The sequence below is a fragment of the Flavobacterium fontis genome (assembly GCF_900129405.1).
GTDB lineage: Bacteria > Bacteroidota > Bacteroidia > Flavobacteriales > Flavobacteriaceae > Flavobacterium > Flavobacterium fontis.
Genome location: NZ_FQVQ01000006.1, coordinates 156,325 through 173,414, shown reverse-complemented (window position 1 = coordinate 173,414; position 17,090 = coordinate 156,325). Strand labels below are relative to the sequence as shown.

The window sequence follows — 17,090 nt, the reverse complement described above, 5'->3', positions numbered from 1 at the left end:
ACGTTCAACTGGACGGCTGGAAGCACTGAAACACAATGGCATATTATCGCAGTCCCCTGTGGTTCGCCTGCACCCAATGCAGCGACTACTGGATTTACTGTAGCCAACACCCGTCCTTTCCAATTGACTGGACTATCAGGATTGACTTGTTATGATGTGTATGTTCGTGCTGTATGTTCAGGAACTGATTTGAGCAACTGGGCTGGTCCAGCATCGATTACTACACAAGTAGCACCTCCAGCCTGTGGCGGCGTGTTCTCCGATCCAGGTGGAAACGCAAACTATGCCAACAATACCGATTCAACGGTAACCATCTGTCCTGATAATGCTAATGATGTAGTAACAGTTACCTTTACCTTATTTGATACTGAAGCCACCTGGGATGGATTGTACGTGTTTAATGGACCAACCATAAATTCACCTCAAATTGCGAGTACGAATGGAGCTGGTAATGTACCGGGTGGTTTACCCGGTTCGTTTTGGGGAACATTGACAGGAGCGAATTTACCTTCGTTTACTTCTACTGATCCTAGTGGATGTCTGACGTTCCGATTCCGTAGTGATGGGTCAGTAAATGATGTAGGATGGTTAGCCAACGTAGTATGTGCGCCACCGCCAATCTGTCCAAATCCCAATACTTTAGTAGCATCGGCCGTTACTTCAAACAGCGCTACTTTAGCATGGACAAACCCAAATACCGCAACAACTTGGAATGTGATAGCCCTTCCATGTGGTTCTCCAGTTCCAACTACTACTACCACAGGATTTACGGTAACGACTACCAATCCTCATATATTTACAGGATTAACACCTGATACTTGTTATGACTTGTACGTACAAGCGGTTTGTCCTAGTGGCGACTTAAGTAACTGGGTTGGCCCAAGAACGATCACAACACAAATTGCCCCTCCGCAATGTGGTGGTATCTTTACCGACCTTGGAGGTGCGAATGCAAACTATGCTAACGGAACAGATAACACAGTTATAATTTGTCCACCTACTGGTTCTAACCAAGTAGTTACAGTAACCTTTACTGAATTCAATACCGAGGCTACCTGGGATGGGTTATATGTATTTGACGGACCAGATATCAACGCTCCTCAAATTGCAAGTGCTAATGGAGCAGGAAATGTCCCAGGAGGATTACCTGGTTCGTACTGGGGTAACTTAACCGGTGCAAATTTACCAGGTCCATTTACAGCTTCAACTGTAGGTGGTTGTTTAACATTCCGTTTCCGCAGTGATGGTTCTGTAAATGCGCCAGGATGGGTAGCGAATGTAACTTGTGAACAAGCCCCTGCATGTCCAAGACCTGTGAGTTTGAATATTCAACAAGCCACTCAAAACTCTGTGCAATTGGCTTGGACAGAACAAGGAACTGCTACACAATGGGAAATTTTCATTGTTCCACTTGGTGGCTTACCTCCATCAGGGACTTCTATAGGTATTTTAACAACAAGTAATCCTTACACCCTTACCAACTTACCTGCAGGAACTGCTTACACGTTCTACGTACGTTCGATTTGTAATGCACAAGGTGAAACCAGTACATGGTCTCAACCGTTTACTTTCGGAACTTTACCCGTAAACGATGAGTGTAGTGCAGCTTCTTTTGCAGTTGTAAATCAAAACTTAAACTGTGTTCAAACAACGCCTGGTACATTAATTGGAGCTACTGCCTCTGCGCCAGCTGTCAACTGTCCTCCTGGAGTCGCCAACGATGACGTATGGTATACTTTTACAGCAACGGCTCCGACTCACATTGTTTCTTTTAACAACGTACTTCCAGCAGGAACAGATTTGGACTATGCTATCTTCACCGGAGATAATTGCGGTAACTTAACTCAGTTAAACTGTAATAGTGCTGATGATTTAGTGCCAGGAACTACCTATTACATTCGTATTTATTCGGCCTCTGCCAACCCTCAATATGTCACTTTTGACTTGTGTATTGGTACGTTACCATGTACTGAAGCACCTGCTTTCTGTACGGGTCAAACTATTACGTATGCTAACTCAACCAATGTACCAAGTTTAGGACAGATTGGATGTTTATTTACATCTCCAAACCCTGCTTTCTTCTTCTTACAAGTAAATCAAGCAGGACCATTAAGCTATTTGATTACTCAAGTAGATAACAATGGTGTTGGACGTGATGTGGATTATGTGGCATGGGGACCCTTTACTGATTTAAATTCAGCTTGTATCGGAGTACCTGCAAATCCATTGGCAGGTCAGTTACCTGCGCTTACACCCGCTCAAGGTTGTAATGGAAACTTACACGCTTGTAGTTATTCAGCAGCACCTCAAGAGATTATGTGTATTCCAAATGCACAATTGTGTGAGGTGTATGTAATTATGATTACTAACTTCTCCAATCAGCCTGGAACGGTGACGTTTACACAAACGAATACGAATGGAGGTACTACGGCTTGTTTCCCAATTAATATTTTCAATTATAGTTCAACATTCTATTGTCAAAACGATGCAGATCCAACTCCTGTTTTAGCGCCAGGCGCTACAGCTGGAACCTACACTGCTACTCCAACGGGATTAGTAATTGATCCTGTAACAGGTACCATCGATTTATCGGCTAGTGCTCCAGGAGCCTATGTGGTAACAGCTACAACGGCTACAACTATTGGAGGTACTTGTAATACTATTCCTTTTATTACAACTTCAAGAACAGTAATTATCACCGCACCTGCTGATGCTACGATTTCGTATCCAGCACCTGCCTATTGTAATTCTACTTTTGACCCTGTTGTTGCAACAATTACAGGTACACCTGGTGGAAATTTCTCAGCTTCACCAGCGGGTCTAAATATTAATGCTATCAATGGTAATATAATCCCCGGAGCAAGTACACCTGGTACCTATACCGTATCCTACACCGTTCCGGCATCGGGAGGTTGTGATCCTTTTACTACTACAACTACTATTACCATTCAACCCACACCTGTAATTCCTTTCATTGCAAACGTAACGCAGTGTGGTGATTATACCTTACCCACACTTACGGTAGGTAATTATTTCTCTGAACCTGGTGGAACAGGAACAGCATACAATGCCGGTGATGTCATTTCGGCCTCACAAACCATGTATGTATATGCGGCTTCAGGAACTACACCTAACTGTACTAGCGAGCGTAGTTTCACGATTACGATTACGCAGCCTGTTGACCCTACCTTTGCACCTATTAATAGCATCTGTCAAGGAGCAACAGCACCGGTACTTCCAACAACTTCATTAAACAATATTGAAGGAACTTGGAATCCTGCCACTATTGATACTTCAACACTGGGAAGTACAGACTATGTCTTTACACCCAATGCAGGGCAATGTGGAAATCCAGTTACGGTGTCCATCTTAATCTCAACACCGATTACACCTACTTTTGATCCGATTACCGCATGTCAAGGACAAACAGCACCAACTTTACCAGCCACTTCAACTAACAATGTGGCGGGAACTTGGAATCCAGCAACTATTGACACTACGGTTGCAGGTACATTTGATTATGTGTTTACACCATCATCAGGTAACTGTTCGACCCCTGTAACCATTCAGGTGACGATTACTCCACCAGCTACAACACCAACTTTTGACCCAATCCCTGCGATTTGTCAAGATTTAGCTGCTCCAACGTTACCCACAACATCCTTGAACGGAATTGCTGGTACTTGGAACCCTGCAACAATCAGTACAGCTGTGGTGGGGACATTTACCTACACCTTTACACCAAATCCTGGGCAATGTGCTAATGGCACCACGTTGGATGTAGTAATCAATGCGCCTTCTGTAATTCCTTCATTTGAACCCATTGCACCAATATGTCAAGGTTTAACCCCTGGGACACTTCCTGCCGCAGATGCTAATGGAATCACTGGTACTTGGAATCCAGCTACCATTGATACTAGTGTGGTCGGTACATTTACCTATACCTTTACACCCAATGCAGCGCAATGTGCAGTGCCAACGACACTCCAAGTTTCGATTATAGCACCTTCGATTGTTCCTACATTTACGGCTATTGCTCCTTTGTGTCAAAATAGTTCCGCACCAACGTTACCAACTACCTCCGATAATGGAATTTCTGGAACATGGTCAGCTGCGATTGACACATCGGCTGTCGGTTCTCAAACAGTTACCTTTACACCCAATGCAGGGCAGTGTGCTGTAAGTACAACGTTGACGGTTACCATCACCGCGCCCACAGTGCCAACTTTTGCCGCTATTGCACCCGTATGTTCTGGAAGTGCCTCAATTACGCTACCCACTCAATCTACGAATGGAGTGAACGGAACTTGGAATCCGGCAACGATAACCACTACAACTGCGGGTTCATTTACATCAACGTTTACACCCGATGCTGGACAATGTGCTACCACTGCTTCAATTACAGTTACTGTTGTAGCAACGCCTGATGTATTACCGATCAACGACGTGTTTGCTTGTGATTCGTATACTCTTCCAGCCTTGACCGTAGGAAACTACTTTACCGGTCAAAATGGAACAGGTACACAGTTGAATGCTGGTGCTGTAGTTAATGCGAGTACTACGCTTTATGTTTTTGCTCAAAATGGAAGTTGTACTGACCAAGAAAGTTTTGACATCACCATTACTCCTGCTCCATCCTTTACAATTGAAGGTGGATGTGAAGGCAGCGTTTATGTGTTGGAAGTTGTTTCTGGTAATTTTGGAAGTGCTACCTATACATGGACCAATGCTTCAGGAGCTACTGTAGGAACAGGTGCTACCTTAAATGTAACAGCTTCTGGAACCTATACGGTAACCGTAACCGTAGGAAACGGAACATCCACTTGTACAACTACGCAATCGTTTACCGCCAATGAAGTCACTTGTGCTATCCCAAGAGGTATTTCACCTAACGGGGATGGTTTGAATGACAGCTTTGACCTAACCGGATTGAATGTAAAACAATTAAGTATTTACAACCGTTACGGTACAAAAGTGTACTCGCGTTCCAACTATACCAACCAATGGAGTGGTCAGTCGGATAATGATAATGAACTTCCTGATGGTACCTACTATTACGTCATTGAGCGTGATGGTGTACCAACCAAAACAGGATGGGTCTATGTAAATCGTGAAGTAAAATAAGTCACTTTACACCCTAAAACAAAAAGGAGATTCGATTTGAATCTCCTTTTTTTTATGCCATTATTTATCGACAGGGATAACCAAGGATGTTGCAGCTAAACGCTAAAATCCAGAATAAAATGTAACGAGAAAATAAAAGTAATGCAAAGCATAAAACCTATATTCTATTTATAAAAGTAAAAGGTGTTCCAAAGATACACGACCTATTCATACAATGCCTTAGCCTCTAAAAGAAGCGCTTCTAATACCGTTTGATTTAGAGATTCAATGGTTGTAAATTGAAGTGATTTAACCATCGTACGATCGGTACTTACCAAAATCTCTTGATGTGTTCTCAGTTGATAACCTCTATAAAATCCGAGATCAACATAGCCTTTTTTGTGTCTTGCATTGAGATAACAAAACGGTTTATCATGGTAATAGTAAAAAGGAATAGCATAGCGATAACGCAATTCTACTGCAGGAACAACCGCTTCAATGGTCGCCATACAATGCATCAAAAGGGCCCGAAAAGGTTCGGGTTGACGCATCACATAATCATGAGCGGGTTGCATTAGCGAATGCCGTATTGATCAAACAAATACACCAAAGAAGCCATCGCAGCAGCTCCTAATTCCAACTCCCGTTTGTTCACGGCATCAAAGGTATCGTTGGCCGCATGATGGTGGTCAAAATAGCGTTGCGAATCGGGTTGCAGTCCCGCTTTGACAATCTTTGGGGATTGCAGGGGACCGATATCAACTCCTGAATGCCCTTGACGAAATAAATGTAAGAGGTACGGTTCAAACAAAGGTTTCCATTGTTGCACTTGCTCCATATTGGCAGCATCAATTTCAAACGAAAACCCGCGAGGCGCAAATCCTCCAGCATCACTCTCCAAAGCAAAAATATGTTGCTCGCCCAACCGTTTGGATTCGGCTTCATATTGCAGCCCTCCTTTTACCCCATTTTCTTCATTCATAAATAAAACCGCTCGAATAGTGTGCTTCGGACGGTATCCAAGTCGCTTAAACAGTGCCAATACTTCCATACTTTGTACACAGCCAGCACCATCATCATGCGAACCATCGCCCAAGTCCCACGAGTCCAAATGCCCACCCACCAAAATAATTTTATCCGGAAAAGTTGTTCCTTTAATCTCCCCAACTACATTATAGGAGAGCACTTCCCCTAAATAGCGGCAAGTTTGTCGAAAATAAATTTTAGCATTAGGATGGGATTTTAAGACTTCGCTCAAGGCATTTGCATCTAAAGTACTCACTGCGGCCGCTGGAATACGCTGTGACTCGGGCGTATCCCCATAATTGGTCATTCCCGTATGGGGAAGATCGTCAATACGTAAATTCATTGAACGTACCAATACGCCAACGGCACCCAACTTACCTGCTTCACGAGCCCCAGAAGAACGTTGATCCACACAACCCCCATAAGCGCGGAAGGTTTCAACATGCTCAGGATCCATGGGACGGTTGAAAAAAACGAGTTTCCCGCGAACGTTCTCTGCTCCCAAAGCTTTCAATTCGTCCAGCGATTTAACTTCAATAATCTCGGCTTCTAAACCGTTCTTGGGGGTAGCCACCGACATCCCTAAGGCACAAATGGATAAGTCTAAACGCTCTTTTCCAAATTGGACATAGGCAACTTCCTTCTCCCCTCGCTCCCATTTGGGTACCATCACCTCCTGCAAATAGACGCGATCAAGCCCCAACTGCTCCAATTGTGCTTTGGTATACGCCACTCCTTTGGCAGCTCCATCCGAACCTGATAAGCGCGCACCAATCGAATTGGACAAATGCTCCAACCAAGGATAACACTGCCCTTGCGTGAGCGCTGAACGGTGAATTCGGTCGAGCATCTGCGCATCCGATTGCGCAAACAACGATTGAAAAGCGAGTAAAAGAGTCAGGGAAAGTCCGTATTTCATGAGCATTGTATTTTTCTCAAAAATAAACCAAAAAAAGTTTGTCTAAAAAATAAATATACATTTACTTTGTAACTCAAAGTACTTTTATGGAGACGAATGATTATTTAAAAGACTTAAAGGAGATCAAAGAAATGATGTCCAAATCCTCACAGACTTTATCGTTGAGTGGTTTATCGGGAGTGTTGGCGGGATTGTATGCTTTAGCCGGTGCCGGGTATGCGGATCACCTATTGCAGGCTTATGAAGTAGAGGATTATTCGGAATCTCGCGGCGTAATCGGCTTCCCTCTGGATGCATTGTCGTTACAATTGATGGGATTAGCCACCGTAATTGTATTGGCTTCAATCGTTACGGGAATAGTGCTAAGTGCAAAAAAAGCTAAAAAAATGGGAGAAACGCTCTGGAATGCATCGTCCCGACGACTCCTCATTAATTTCAGTATTCCTTTGGTAACCGGTGGGCTCCTAGTACTTATTCTTCTCTTTAAAGGGTATTACGAATTGATTGCTCCCATAATGCTTTTGTTTTACGGCATGGGCTGTGTCAATGCATCAAAATTCACCTTCCGAGATGTGCGGTATCTGGGCCTTACGCAAATCGTGTTGGGACTGATGGCGGCGTATTTCAAGGATTCCGATTTGCTCTTTTGGGCTCTTGGATTTGGCGTTTGCCACGTCCTCTACGGGGCCATGATGTATGTGAAATACGACCGAAATTAATCGTAATTTTACCGCAGCTGTGAAATCCCTACTTGAAAATATCAACAAAGCCTTTGACCATCGCATTCGACTGGGTATCATGTCGGTTCTCATGGTGAATGATCGTGTGGACTTTACCACGTTGAAAGAACTGCTCGGCGTGACCGATGGCAACCTAGCTTCGCATATCAAAGCTTTAGAAACTGAAGCCTACATCCAAGTAGAAAAACAATTTATCGGTAAAAAACCTAATACCCGCTATTTGGCCACAACGGCGGGAAAAACTGCCTTCAAGAACCATATCGAAGCCCTGGAAAAATTAATACAAAAGTCGTAACCCTATTTTTTTATACTTATACTTTGTAATTCAAAGTACTTTTATTATGAGAGAATTATTTATTGAATGGATGTACCGCACCGTACGAATCCCCTACCAGTGGATTTTTAAACGAAAGGAAGCGTGGAATCTCACGCTACAAGAACTTTTACGCATGCCCGAAGAAAGTCTAGGATTTCATCTAGGTTGTTTCTTATGTCGGCATCATTTTGAAATACAACCCACCCTCGAAGAGCACGATATTTATCATGTACTTACCCAAACAGGTGGAACCGTATGCGATGAAATCACCATGCAATTTTACCTACTAGGCAATGGAAAACGAAGTCCCTTTGTTTATTTAGTGGTTGGTACAGGAGTAGTGTTTTACCCGTTTCAATGGGGGCACTTTTACCAATCCTTCCGCAGAGGAAAACAAGCGCATCGGTTTTATGACCTCAACTTTCTCCCACTCCTTCCCTATCCTATTGCCGACTTTCGAAAAACGTTCAACATTCAGCCATGAAAGCCTATAACCTATACCAAAAAATCGCCTTAGTCACCTTTTGTGGCGAAACCCTCCTTTGTTATGCCTATGTAATCACCCGTCATGAAGTGGTGGTCTTCCTCGGATTTTTTTACACGCTTTTTGCCCTACTTATTCATGGTATGGCCTTCATCGCTCTTATTCACGAGGCAGTATACGCCCCCGAAAATCGTATACAGCATCTTAAAGATTTTGGCGTGTTAGTGCTCAATATCCCTGTAGTAGCCTGTTACCTCTTGCTTTACACGCTCATTCAAACACACGCCCGATGACTCGAAAACAATACCAAAGCGCTACCGGACAGCGCTCCACGCAAATTGCCATCGCTTCCTTTGTAATCGGAACGCTTTTACTGTTGGCTTTTTTAACCACAAGACATGAATATGTGCTCTTGGCCGGCTTTTACTATGTGCTGTTGGCCCTCGCAACCAACCTTATCGTGCTTGGCAACTTGCTCTACCAATGCGCGCGTTTACACAACCACAGGGACTATTACGGCGTTAAAATACTCCTCGTATTGGCCAATATTCCCATCGCTTTTGTCTACCTAAAAATCATTATTAATTCTTTATAAAACATGTCAATTATGGAACAGCAAGATCACGAAATGAAAACCTTTTTTCAATCGAATACCGCCAAAATGATGATGGTCGGATTCCTTACGCTCGTACTTCTCATCCCGCTTTTCTTTGTGCAAGACCTCATCACCGAACGCAGCCAACGAAAACAAGAAGTGATTACCGAAACCACCTCCAAATGGGGAGGCGAAGTCTTTTGCTACGGCCCCATGCTCAAAGTACCGTACTACGACAACACCACAAAACAACTGCAAACGGCTTACTTTTTTCCCGATAAGCTCACTACCGCTAGCGAGGTAAAAATGGCGCGTACCCTCAAACGGAGTATTTACAAAGCTAATGTCTTTTCGGCTGCCATCACCTTTGAAGGACAGTTTGCCACCCCCGATTTTTCGGCGCTTTCCATTCCCGCCGAGAACATCCATTGGGAAGAAACACAAATCGTCTTCCAAACTACCAACATCAACAGCATCAACAGTGAAGTCAAAGTGAACGTCAACGGACAAAAAATTGCCTTTGAACCCGTGGCAAGCAGCAAACCCAACGACACTATCGCAACGCTCGAAAGCGGACGTTTTCCAGCAACGCAACTCGCAGGAAAAACCTTCAAAATGGAATTGAATTACAACGGAAGTCACGCCATCAGCTTTGTTCCCGTAGGCAAATCCACAAAGGCTACCCTCCACAGCGACTGGCATTCACCCAGTTTCTCGGGATACTTTTTGCCCAGCACTCAAAACGCTAGCCCCAACGGATTTCAAGCTACGTGGCAGGTGCAACACTTCAACCGTCCGTTCAACCAACAACAATTTGGTCCCTTGCCCGACTTAAGCAAATACGCCTACAAAGTCGATCTCATCACACCTGTCGACGAATACCAACAAAACGAACGGGCTTCTAAATACGGATTCCTGGTCATCGGTCTCACCTTTTTGGTCTTTTTCCTTATTCAAACACTCAGTAAAATCAACATCCACATCTTTCAATACAGCATGATTGGCATTGCATTGGTCCTCTTTTATGCCTTGCTCATCTCGATCACCGAACACAGCAGTTTCACCCTAGCCTACGCCATTGCCGGCACCGCCATCGTGAGTATGATAACGCTCTACGCCTACTCGATTCTACAAAACCGAAAATTCCCCTTACTCATCGGGGGTGCCTTATCGCTCATTTACGCCTTCCTTTTTGTGATCATTCAACTCGAAGATTACGCCCTGTTGGTAGGAAGTGTCGGTCTATTTGCCATCCTCGCAGCCGTCATGTTCTTCTCGCGAAAAATCGATTGGAGCAAGTAACCCCCTGCTAACCACCACCGTAGTCCTGCTATCCGCGCTACACGCCTCCCTTCGTACGGCGGGGTAGCTTGCTCCTATCAGGGCTAGTGTAGAAACGACAAAACTCCGAAAGAACCCAGTTCCTTCGGAGTTTTATGTTGTATAATGAATACCTATTAATGACCGCTGCTCACCGTGGTGTCAAAGGCAATGCCTTGCTTTTTCAAAATACGGGTCACTTGCCAAGCATAGAACGCTAAGTAGGCAAAACATCCAACCCCTACGATATAACTGGCATGAATAGAAACTACATCGGCCATATACCCTTGCAACAAACTCACCAAGCCACCGCCCATAATCATCATGATCAAAAAGCTACTGCCTTGCGAGGTATGTTTGCCCAGTCCGCTGATAGCTAGGGTAAAAATACAAGGCCACAAGGTACTGCAAAACAATCCCACCGAAGTAAAGGCGTACACCGAAACCATGCCGCGGGTAGCCATTCCAATAGCCAAAGCGGTAATCCCAAGCACAGAGAAAATAAACAACATCCGCGCCGGATTTCCTTTACTTGCGATATCGGCTACAATTAAAACAACAATTACAGCACCGTAAATATAGAAGGGTGTTAAATCGTGATTCATCAATCGGTTGACCCCTAAAAAGACCCCAAAAGCCAAATAGGGCGCTATAAAACGCAACACCTGACGCAGATTCATATTCTCCGTAAAAGCCTCTACGGCCCCCGTCCAACGGCCAATCATTAAACTCGCCCAGTACAACGAAATATAGGGGGCAATATCTTGTGTTTTAAAGCCCAAATCCTTTTCCATATAAGCGGGCAAATTACTCGCCGTGGAGACTTCAACACCTACATACACAAATATTGCAATCATCCCGAGCACCAATTGCGGATAGTGCAAGGCCGAATTACGAACTGTGTTACTCACTGTAATTTCTTCTTCCACGACAGCGGCGGGTCGATCGGGAATACTTGATAATTTTAACAACAACGCGACCACCAAAAAGGCAGCGCCCAATACCAAATAGGGAATCTTTACACTTTCAATGTCCATGGCTGCTTTTTGGGCTGAAGGCGCCCCAAATATGGCAAAACTCACCAATAAGGGTCCGATAGTCGTCCCCAAATTGTTGATTCCCCCGGCCAAGGTTAACCGCTGCGACCCCGTATGTAACGGTCCCAAGGCAATGGCCAACGGATTGGCAACGGTTTGCTGCAAAGAAAATCCGAAAGCCACCACAAACAAGCCCGTAAGCATTAAAGGAAACGACTTCGTATTGGCGGCAGGATAAAACAATAAGGTGCCGAGCGCCGAGATGGTTAACCCCAAGGCTAACGCGTTTTTGTACCCAATGCGGTTGATTACATCCCCTCCGGTAACATACGAAATCAAGAGGTAAACAACCGATCCTACGGTATAAGCAATGTAAAAGGCAACCGAGACCAGCTGACTTTGCCAATTTTCGAGCGTAAAAGCATTCTTGAAAACAGGAATTAGAATATCGTTACTCGCCGCCACGAATCCCCAGAAAAAGAAGACACTAGCGAGGGGCACAAACTGCGCCCAATTGGTTTGAGTAGAAGGACTACGCATAAGGTTTGTTTTTTGGTTTAGGTTTTAAAGATATTGAATTATTATGAAAAGCAACTCCCCTAGCCCGGATAGCAACGGAAAGCCCGCGCGTGGTGAGGGCTAATTTTGACCCAACGGCCGTAGCGACTTTAGGAGCTCAAGGACTTTGGTCGTCAAAAAGCCGGAACGAGCGCGGCTTGCAGTGAATAGCCGGAAAAAGCTCCTGAATCTTACGGAAGAGGTTCAAAACTCACAGCAGTACCCCCGCCGGGTGCCAAGCGCAAGGTTAATTTGGACTTGGCGGTTACCGTCATCGTTTTGATTTCATACGCTTTTGGATTGGTTTTCCAGTCGGCCTCTTTGGCATCTTGGTAGAGGATGGCTTTGTATTTTTTACCGGGGGTTAAGAAATCCAATTTGAGGGTCGTTGTACGCGCGTTTTCGTCGGTAATCGCCCCCAAAAACCAGCGTTCTCCCTTTTTCTCTTTACGCGCTACGGTGAGATAATCGCCTGGCTCGGCCTCCAAATACTTCGAGTCCTGCCAATCGACAGCCACGTCTTTGATAAACTGAAACGCATCGAGGTGGCGCTCGTAGTTTTCGGGCAAATCGGCAGCCATTTGCAACGGAGAATACAAGGTAACATACAAGGCGAGTTGCTTGGCAAGCGTGGTGTGGACTTGCTCTGATTTGGATTTATCGTAGTAACTCATTTTGATTTCAAAAATCCCAGGCGTATAATCCATTGGTCCCCCCAACAAACGGGTAAAAGGCAAAATCGTTTCGTGCATGGGCGGATTCCCCACACTCCAAGCGTTGAATTCGTTGCCACGTGCCGCTTCAGCCGCGATGTAGTTGGGGTATGTTCGATGATAGCCCGTGGGGCGTGAACTCTCGTGCGAATTGATCATGAGTTTGAAATCGGCCGCGCGTCGGGCCACAAAATTATAGTGGTTGACCATGGTTTGGCCGTCGTGAAACTCGCCCCGTGGAATAATGCGTCCCACATAGCCCGATTTTACAGCGGGGTATCCGTAATCTTTCATCAACTGAAACGCACGGTCAAGGTGGCGCTCGTAATTGGCTACCGAACCCGAGGTTTCATGATGCATAATCATTTTGACGCCCTTGGCTTGGGCATAAGCATTTACCGCTTTGAGGTCAAAATCGGGATAGGGCGTCACAAAATCAAACACATCCTCTTTCCAATTGCCAAACCAATCTTCCCAGCCGGTATTCCAACCTTCGACCAAAACGCCATCAAATCCGTGTTGGGCGGCAAAGTCGATATAGCGTTTTACATTTTCGGTCGTAGCCCCATGGCGTCCTGAGGGTTTTAGGGATCCATCGGCGGCGTTTTGTGCATTTTGTGACCCGGCGTAATCCCAGGTTGATTTTCCTACATGCATTTCCCACCAAACGCCCACATACTTCATGGGTTTGATATACGAGACATCGCTGATTTTACAGGGTTCATTCAAACTGAGAATCATGCGTGAGGATACAATTTTTCGGGCATCATCGTGAACAAAAATCGTGCGCCAAGGCGTTACGGCTGGGGTTTGCAAATAGGCTTTGTCGCCCAAGGCATTGGGTACGAGATGCGACGTTAAACGGTAGGTTTTGGGCTGCACCTCCAAATGCATCACTGGGTAATTGACCACAGCGGCTTCAAAAATATTGAGGTAAAGACCTTGAGCTGTTTTCATCATCAAGGGCGACTGTACGCGTTGGTTGCTGCGGATGGTTTTTAATCCAATGCCGTTGTTCATATCGATTTTTGCCCCATCGATATCGGCAAAAAAGGTTTCGTTATAAGCATATTCTTGACTGTCGTAGTCGCCGGGAATCCAGAATGTTTTATGATTGCCATTCAAATTAAATTGCGTCAACTCGTCTTCTATGATAAAATAATTGAGTTGGGGCTGTTTGGGAAATTCGTAGCGGAATGCGACACCTTCGTCGTATACCTTAAAAATAAGGGTGAGCAAACGACCTGTAGCCGCTTGGCGAAGGGCGACCGTGAGTTGGGTGTAGTGGTTGGGAATTTCGGCGGTTTCTCCCAAAACGGGTGTCCAAGGTTCGTTGACAACGTTGGACTCGGTTTTCAGGACTTCAAAGCCTTCGGTCAAGGCAGGTAAATCCTTGATGCGCATCCCTAAGGTAGAGGGAAGTACGACATCTTGGGTTTTAAACCGAACACTATAGGCCGGTTGTCCTTTGTCGGTTAATTGAAAAGTTAGCGACAGATTGCCTCCAGGAGCGGTTACGGTTTGCGCAGAAGTTGCGGCTAGGACGAAAAAGCCAAGCCATCCAAAGAAACGTTTCATACGAATGCATTTAAAAGGCTAAAGATACCATAACCGAGGGAAATAAAAAATCCCGAGTGAAAACTCAGGATTGTATTTTTTAATGGCCGTCTACATAGTCTTGCAGGTAAGCAAATCGCGGTGTCAACTGTCCGTTTTCGGTCATCTTGGCGCGTTGAAGAATTCCGTCTTTATCGCCGTTAAAAAAGGCGGGAACCACGTGTTCCATAAACATTTCCCCAAATCCTTCGCTGGCATCTTTAGGCAATTCACAAGGCAGGTTATCCACCGACATCACCATAATGGCGCCGGGATGCGTGTAGGGCACTTCGCGATGTTCTCTAGGCAAATAGCCCATAAACGGGTCGGCGATGGTTGTCGCGCGGGTAGTACACGCAATGGGTCCGTTTACATCACACGAAATATCAGCAACCACTTTGAGTTTGCAATCGGGGGCTTGCAGCATGGCTTGGGTGAGTATATCGGGGGAACCGTTGGCGTGAAAATGACCTGCCATAAATACATCGGCGACTTTGGTAAACCGCTCAAAATGGGAAGTGTAGGCTTCGGGATGGGCATAAAAGTCACTTTTACCCAGGTTTTGTCCGTCTAAACGTACATTATAATCCATCACATCGATATGTGTATACACGGGTTCGGTGTAGGTTTTGGTCAAGAAATCTTCGACGGAAACCGATTTCATTTTCATTCCGTCCAGAATTTCTTTGGCGCCCATTCCGACTTTTCCTTTACCAGTCAGTACAATTTTGATATTGGGCAAAAGGATACGCTTCAACCGTGCAATAAGATCGTCTTTGCTTTGTAGTGTTTCGGCTTTGGGAAGGGTGAACAATTCGTATTTGATGCCAAATCCTCTAAACCCGTTGTAGGCGCCCACGATACCCGCATAACGTCCAAATCCGATGAGCCGTTTGTTTTGGGCATCCACAATCGTTTCGTGGTCATAGAGTTCGATTTTTTTGGCTAAAATAGCTTGCAACAAAGCACGGTTGTAGGGTTGTTTTTTGATCGTATGCGAAAAAAAGAAATACTTTTTCCCGGGCAATAAGGCGTCCACGGGAATTTCTTTTACGCCGAAAAGTACCTCGCAGTCCTGCATATCGGTGGTCACTTCGAGTCCCAACGTGCGGTAAGCTTCGTCGGGAAACACGCGGATGTCGGAAGATTCCACTTTGATACGAACCTCGGGATGGGCTTGTTGCAATCGGACCAATTCTTCGGGGGTAAAAACCACGCGACGATCGGGAGGAGACTTACGTTCTTTTACGATACCAAATACCATAGCTATTGCCTATTTTAAATTGAATGCGCCCAAAAGTACGGGTAACGAAATCGATTTCAAAACTTTTGGTCGAAATTCACCACACGGTTGTCACCTCAGGGTCAGATGCTTGGGATACGCTGTTAATAATTTTGTTATTTTTTCAATTTTTTGGGTAAAAAAATAGGGAACTGACTTTCTATATTTGTTTTTTTACGACTAACCCATGACCCGAAATAATTACTTCTATATAACGCTCATTACCGCACTCATGTTTGTGGGTTGCCACAAATCGGGCGGACAGAAAAAAGAGTATAATGGCCCTGAATACGCCATGCTTCCTCCCCAAGATTCATTACCTAAATTGGAAGAATCGTATAAGAATGCCAAGAAGAATGAAATTGAAAAATACATTAAAAAGTTCTTCAACAACAACTTTGAAAACATTTGTTTTTTAGTGGCTAAAAATGGGGAAATCATCTATGAACGCTATGAAGGCTATGCCGACAAAGAACATAATCTTCTCAATTCAGAAAACACCCCACTCCACATTGCTTCGGTTTCAAAAGTATTGACGGCTTCTGCCATTTTAAAATTGATTGATGCAAAAAAATTGGAATTGGATCAAAAACTAACCACGCTTTTTCCCGGATTTCCATACACTGAAGTGACGGTTCGCACCCTTTTGAATCACCGCAGTGGGATGAAGAAATACAATTACTTCTGTGATGATGCAAAAATTTGGGGCCGCAAAAAAACGTTGACTAACCAGGATTTATTAAATGTCATTATGACCAAGAAAATCCCGTTGGAAACCAAAACGGACACACATTTTAGCTACAACAACACCAATTACGCCATGTTAGCGTTGGTCATCGAAAAAGTGACCGGTAAAAAATACTGCGATGCCATGAAGGAAATTATTTTTGATCCATTAGGCATGACCAATACCTATGTTTTTGATGAAGATAGTCCCAAAGATAAAGCGACTCCTTCTTATAAGTACAATTACGTGAAATACGGTTTTGACTTTTTGGATGCAGTGTACGGTGATAAAAATATTTATTCAACGCCAAGGGATTTATTAAAATTTGATTTGGCCCGAAATTCGCCCGACTTTCTCAGCAAAGACTTGTTGAATCAAGTGTACAAAGGCTACAGTTATGAATCCAAAGGCGAGAAAAATTACGGATTGGGTATCCGATTGCGCGAGTGGAAAAACGGTAAAAAATTGTATTATCACAACGGTTGGTGGCACGGTAACACATCGAGTTATATCACTTTGCGCCATGAAAATACGGTAATCATTGCCTTATCGAATAAATACACCAAAAAAACCTATCAATTAAAAAACCTTTCCGCCTTATTTGGGGATTATCCCTTTGCTTTGGGTGACACGGTTTCCAATGGGGAATAAGTTTTTTGATTTCATTGATTTTA

The 17,090-nt window shown here is 44.5% G+C and carries 13 protein-coding genes; 8 read left to right on the top strand and 5 right to left on the bottom strand.

Going from position 1 to position 17,090, the window contains the following annotated elements; translation table 11 throughout:
- Nucleotides 1-5,124, top strand: a 5,124-nt coding sequence (locus BUC17_RS07180; RefSeq protein ID WP_073362926.1) for a T9SS type B sorting domain-containing protein, incomplete at its 5' end; no start/stop codon positions are given.
- A gap of 203 nt (nt 5,125-5,327) precedes the next feature.
- Here BUC17_RS07180 and BUC17_RS07175 read toward each other — a convergent pair.
- On the bottom strand, nt 5,328-5,678 hold the full coding sequence (locus BUC17_RS07175; protein ID WP_073362925.1) for a DUF1801 domain-containing protein: 351 nt from the start codon (nt 5,676-5,678) through the stop codon (nt 5,328-5,330).
- Nucleotides 5,678-7,048, bottom strand: coding sequence for a M28 family peptidase (locus BUC17_RS07170; protein WP_073362951.1), 1,371 nt, complete (start codon nt 7,046-7,048; stop codon nt 5,678-5,680). The genes BUC17_RS07175 and BUC17_RS07170 overlap by 1 nt, the downstream gene beginning before the upstream one ends.
- A gap of 86 nt (nt 7,049-7,134) precedes the next feature.
- Between BUC17_RS07170 and BUC17_RS07165 the strand changes: the two genes are divergently transcribed.
- Genes BUC17_RS07165 through creD form a run of 6 tightly spaced genes read left to right on the top strand, consistent with a single transcriptional unit; the run spans nt 7,135 to nt 10,485 of the window.
- Complete coding sequence (locus tag BUC17_RS07165; RefSeq protein ID WP_073362923.1) at nt 7,135-7,767, top strand: hypothetical protein; 633 nt, start codon at nt 7,135-7,137, stop codon at nt 7,765-7,767.
- Nucleotides 7,768-7,786: 19 nt separating this feature from the next.
- Nucleotides 7,787-8,083: a winged helix-turn-helix domain-containing protein gene (locus BUC17_RS07160; RefSeq protein ID WP_073362921.1), complete on the top strand. Its 297-nt coding sequence runs from the start codon at nt 7,787-7,789 to the stop codon at nt 8,081-8,083.
- Nucleotides 8,084-8,129: 46 nt separating this feature from the next.
- Complete coding sequence (locus BUC17_RS07155; protein WP_073362920.1) at nt 8,130-8,588, top strand: hypothetical protein; 459 nt, start codon at nt 8,130-8,132, stop codon at nt 8,586-8,588.
- The gene (locus BUC17_RS07150; RefSeq protein WP_073362918.1) at nt 8,585-8,881 is read left to right on the top strand and encodes a hypothetical protein; all 297 of its coding nucleotides are present in this window, start codon (nt 8,585-8,587) and stop codon (nt 8,879-8,881) included. The genes BUC17_RS07155 and BUC17_RS07150 overlap by 4 nt, the downstream gene beginning before the upstream one ends.
- A complete protein-coding gene (locus BUC17_RS07145; RefSeq protein ID WP_073362917.1) occupies nt 8,878-9,183 on the top strand; it encodes a hypothetical protein in 306 nt (101 codons plus the stop codon). The genes BUC17_RS07150 and BUC17_RS07145 overlap by 4 nt, the downstream gene beginning before the upstream one ends.
- 9 nt (nt 9,184-9,192) lie before the next feature.
- The gene (creD, locus tag BUC17_RS07140) at nt 9,193-10,485 is read left to right on the top strand and encodes a cell envelope integrity protein CreD (RefSeq protein WP_394334045.1); all 1,293 of its coding nucleotides are present in this window, start codon (nt 9,193-9,195) and stop codon (nt 10,483-10,485) included.
- 155 nt (nt 10,486-10,640) lie between these two features.
- On the opposite strand, the gene BUC17_RS07135 is transcribed toward creD, so the two are convergent.
- From BUC17_RS07135 to BUC17_RS07125, 3 genes are all read right to left on the bottom strand, one after another.
- Nucleotides 10,641-12,080: an MFS transporter gene (locus BUC17_RS07135; RefSeq protein ID WP_073362915.1), complete on the bottom strand. Its 1,440-nt coding sequence runs from the start codon at nt 12,078-12,080 to the stop codon at nt 10,641-10,643.
- Between the two features lie 209 nt (nt 12,081-12,289).
- Nucleotides 12,290-14,389, bottom strand: a complete 2,100-nt coding sequence (locus BUC17_RS07130) for a glycoside hydrolase family 97 protein (RefSeq protein WP_073362914.1) — start codon at nt 14,387-14,389, stop codon at nt 12,290-12,292.
- A gap of 79 nt (nt 14,390-14,468) precedes the next feature.
- On the bottom strand, nt 14,469-15,671 hold the full coding sequence (locus BUC17_RS07125; RefSeq protein WP_073362912.1) for an NAD(P)-dependent oxidoreductase: 1,203 nt from the start codon (nt 15,669-15,671) through the stop codon (nt 14,469-14,471).
- A 205-nt stretch (nt 15,672-15,876) separates the two neighbouring features.
- On the opposite strand from BUC17_RS07125, the gene BUC17_RS07120 reads away from it, so the two are divergent.
- Nucleotides 15,877-17,067 (top strand): serine hydrolase domain-containing protein, encoded by a 1,191-nt coding sequence (locus BUC17_RS07120; protein ID WP_073362911.1) that lies wholly within the window; start codon nt 15,877-15,879, stop codon nt 17,065-17,067.
- Nucleotides 17,068-17,090: the final 23 nt, after the last annotated feature.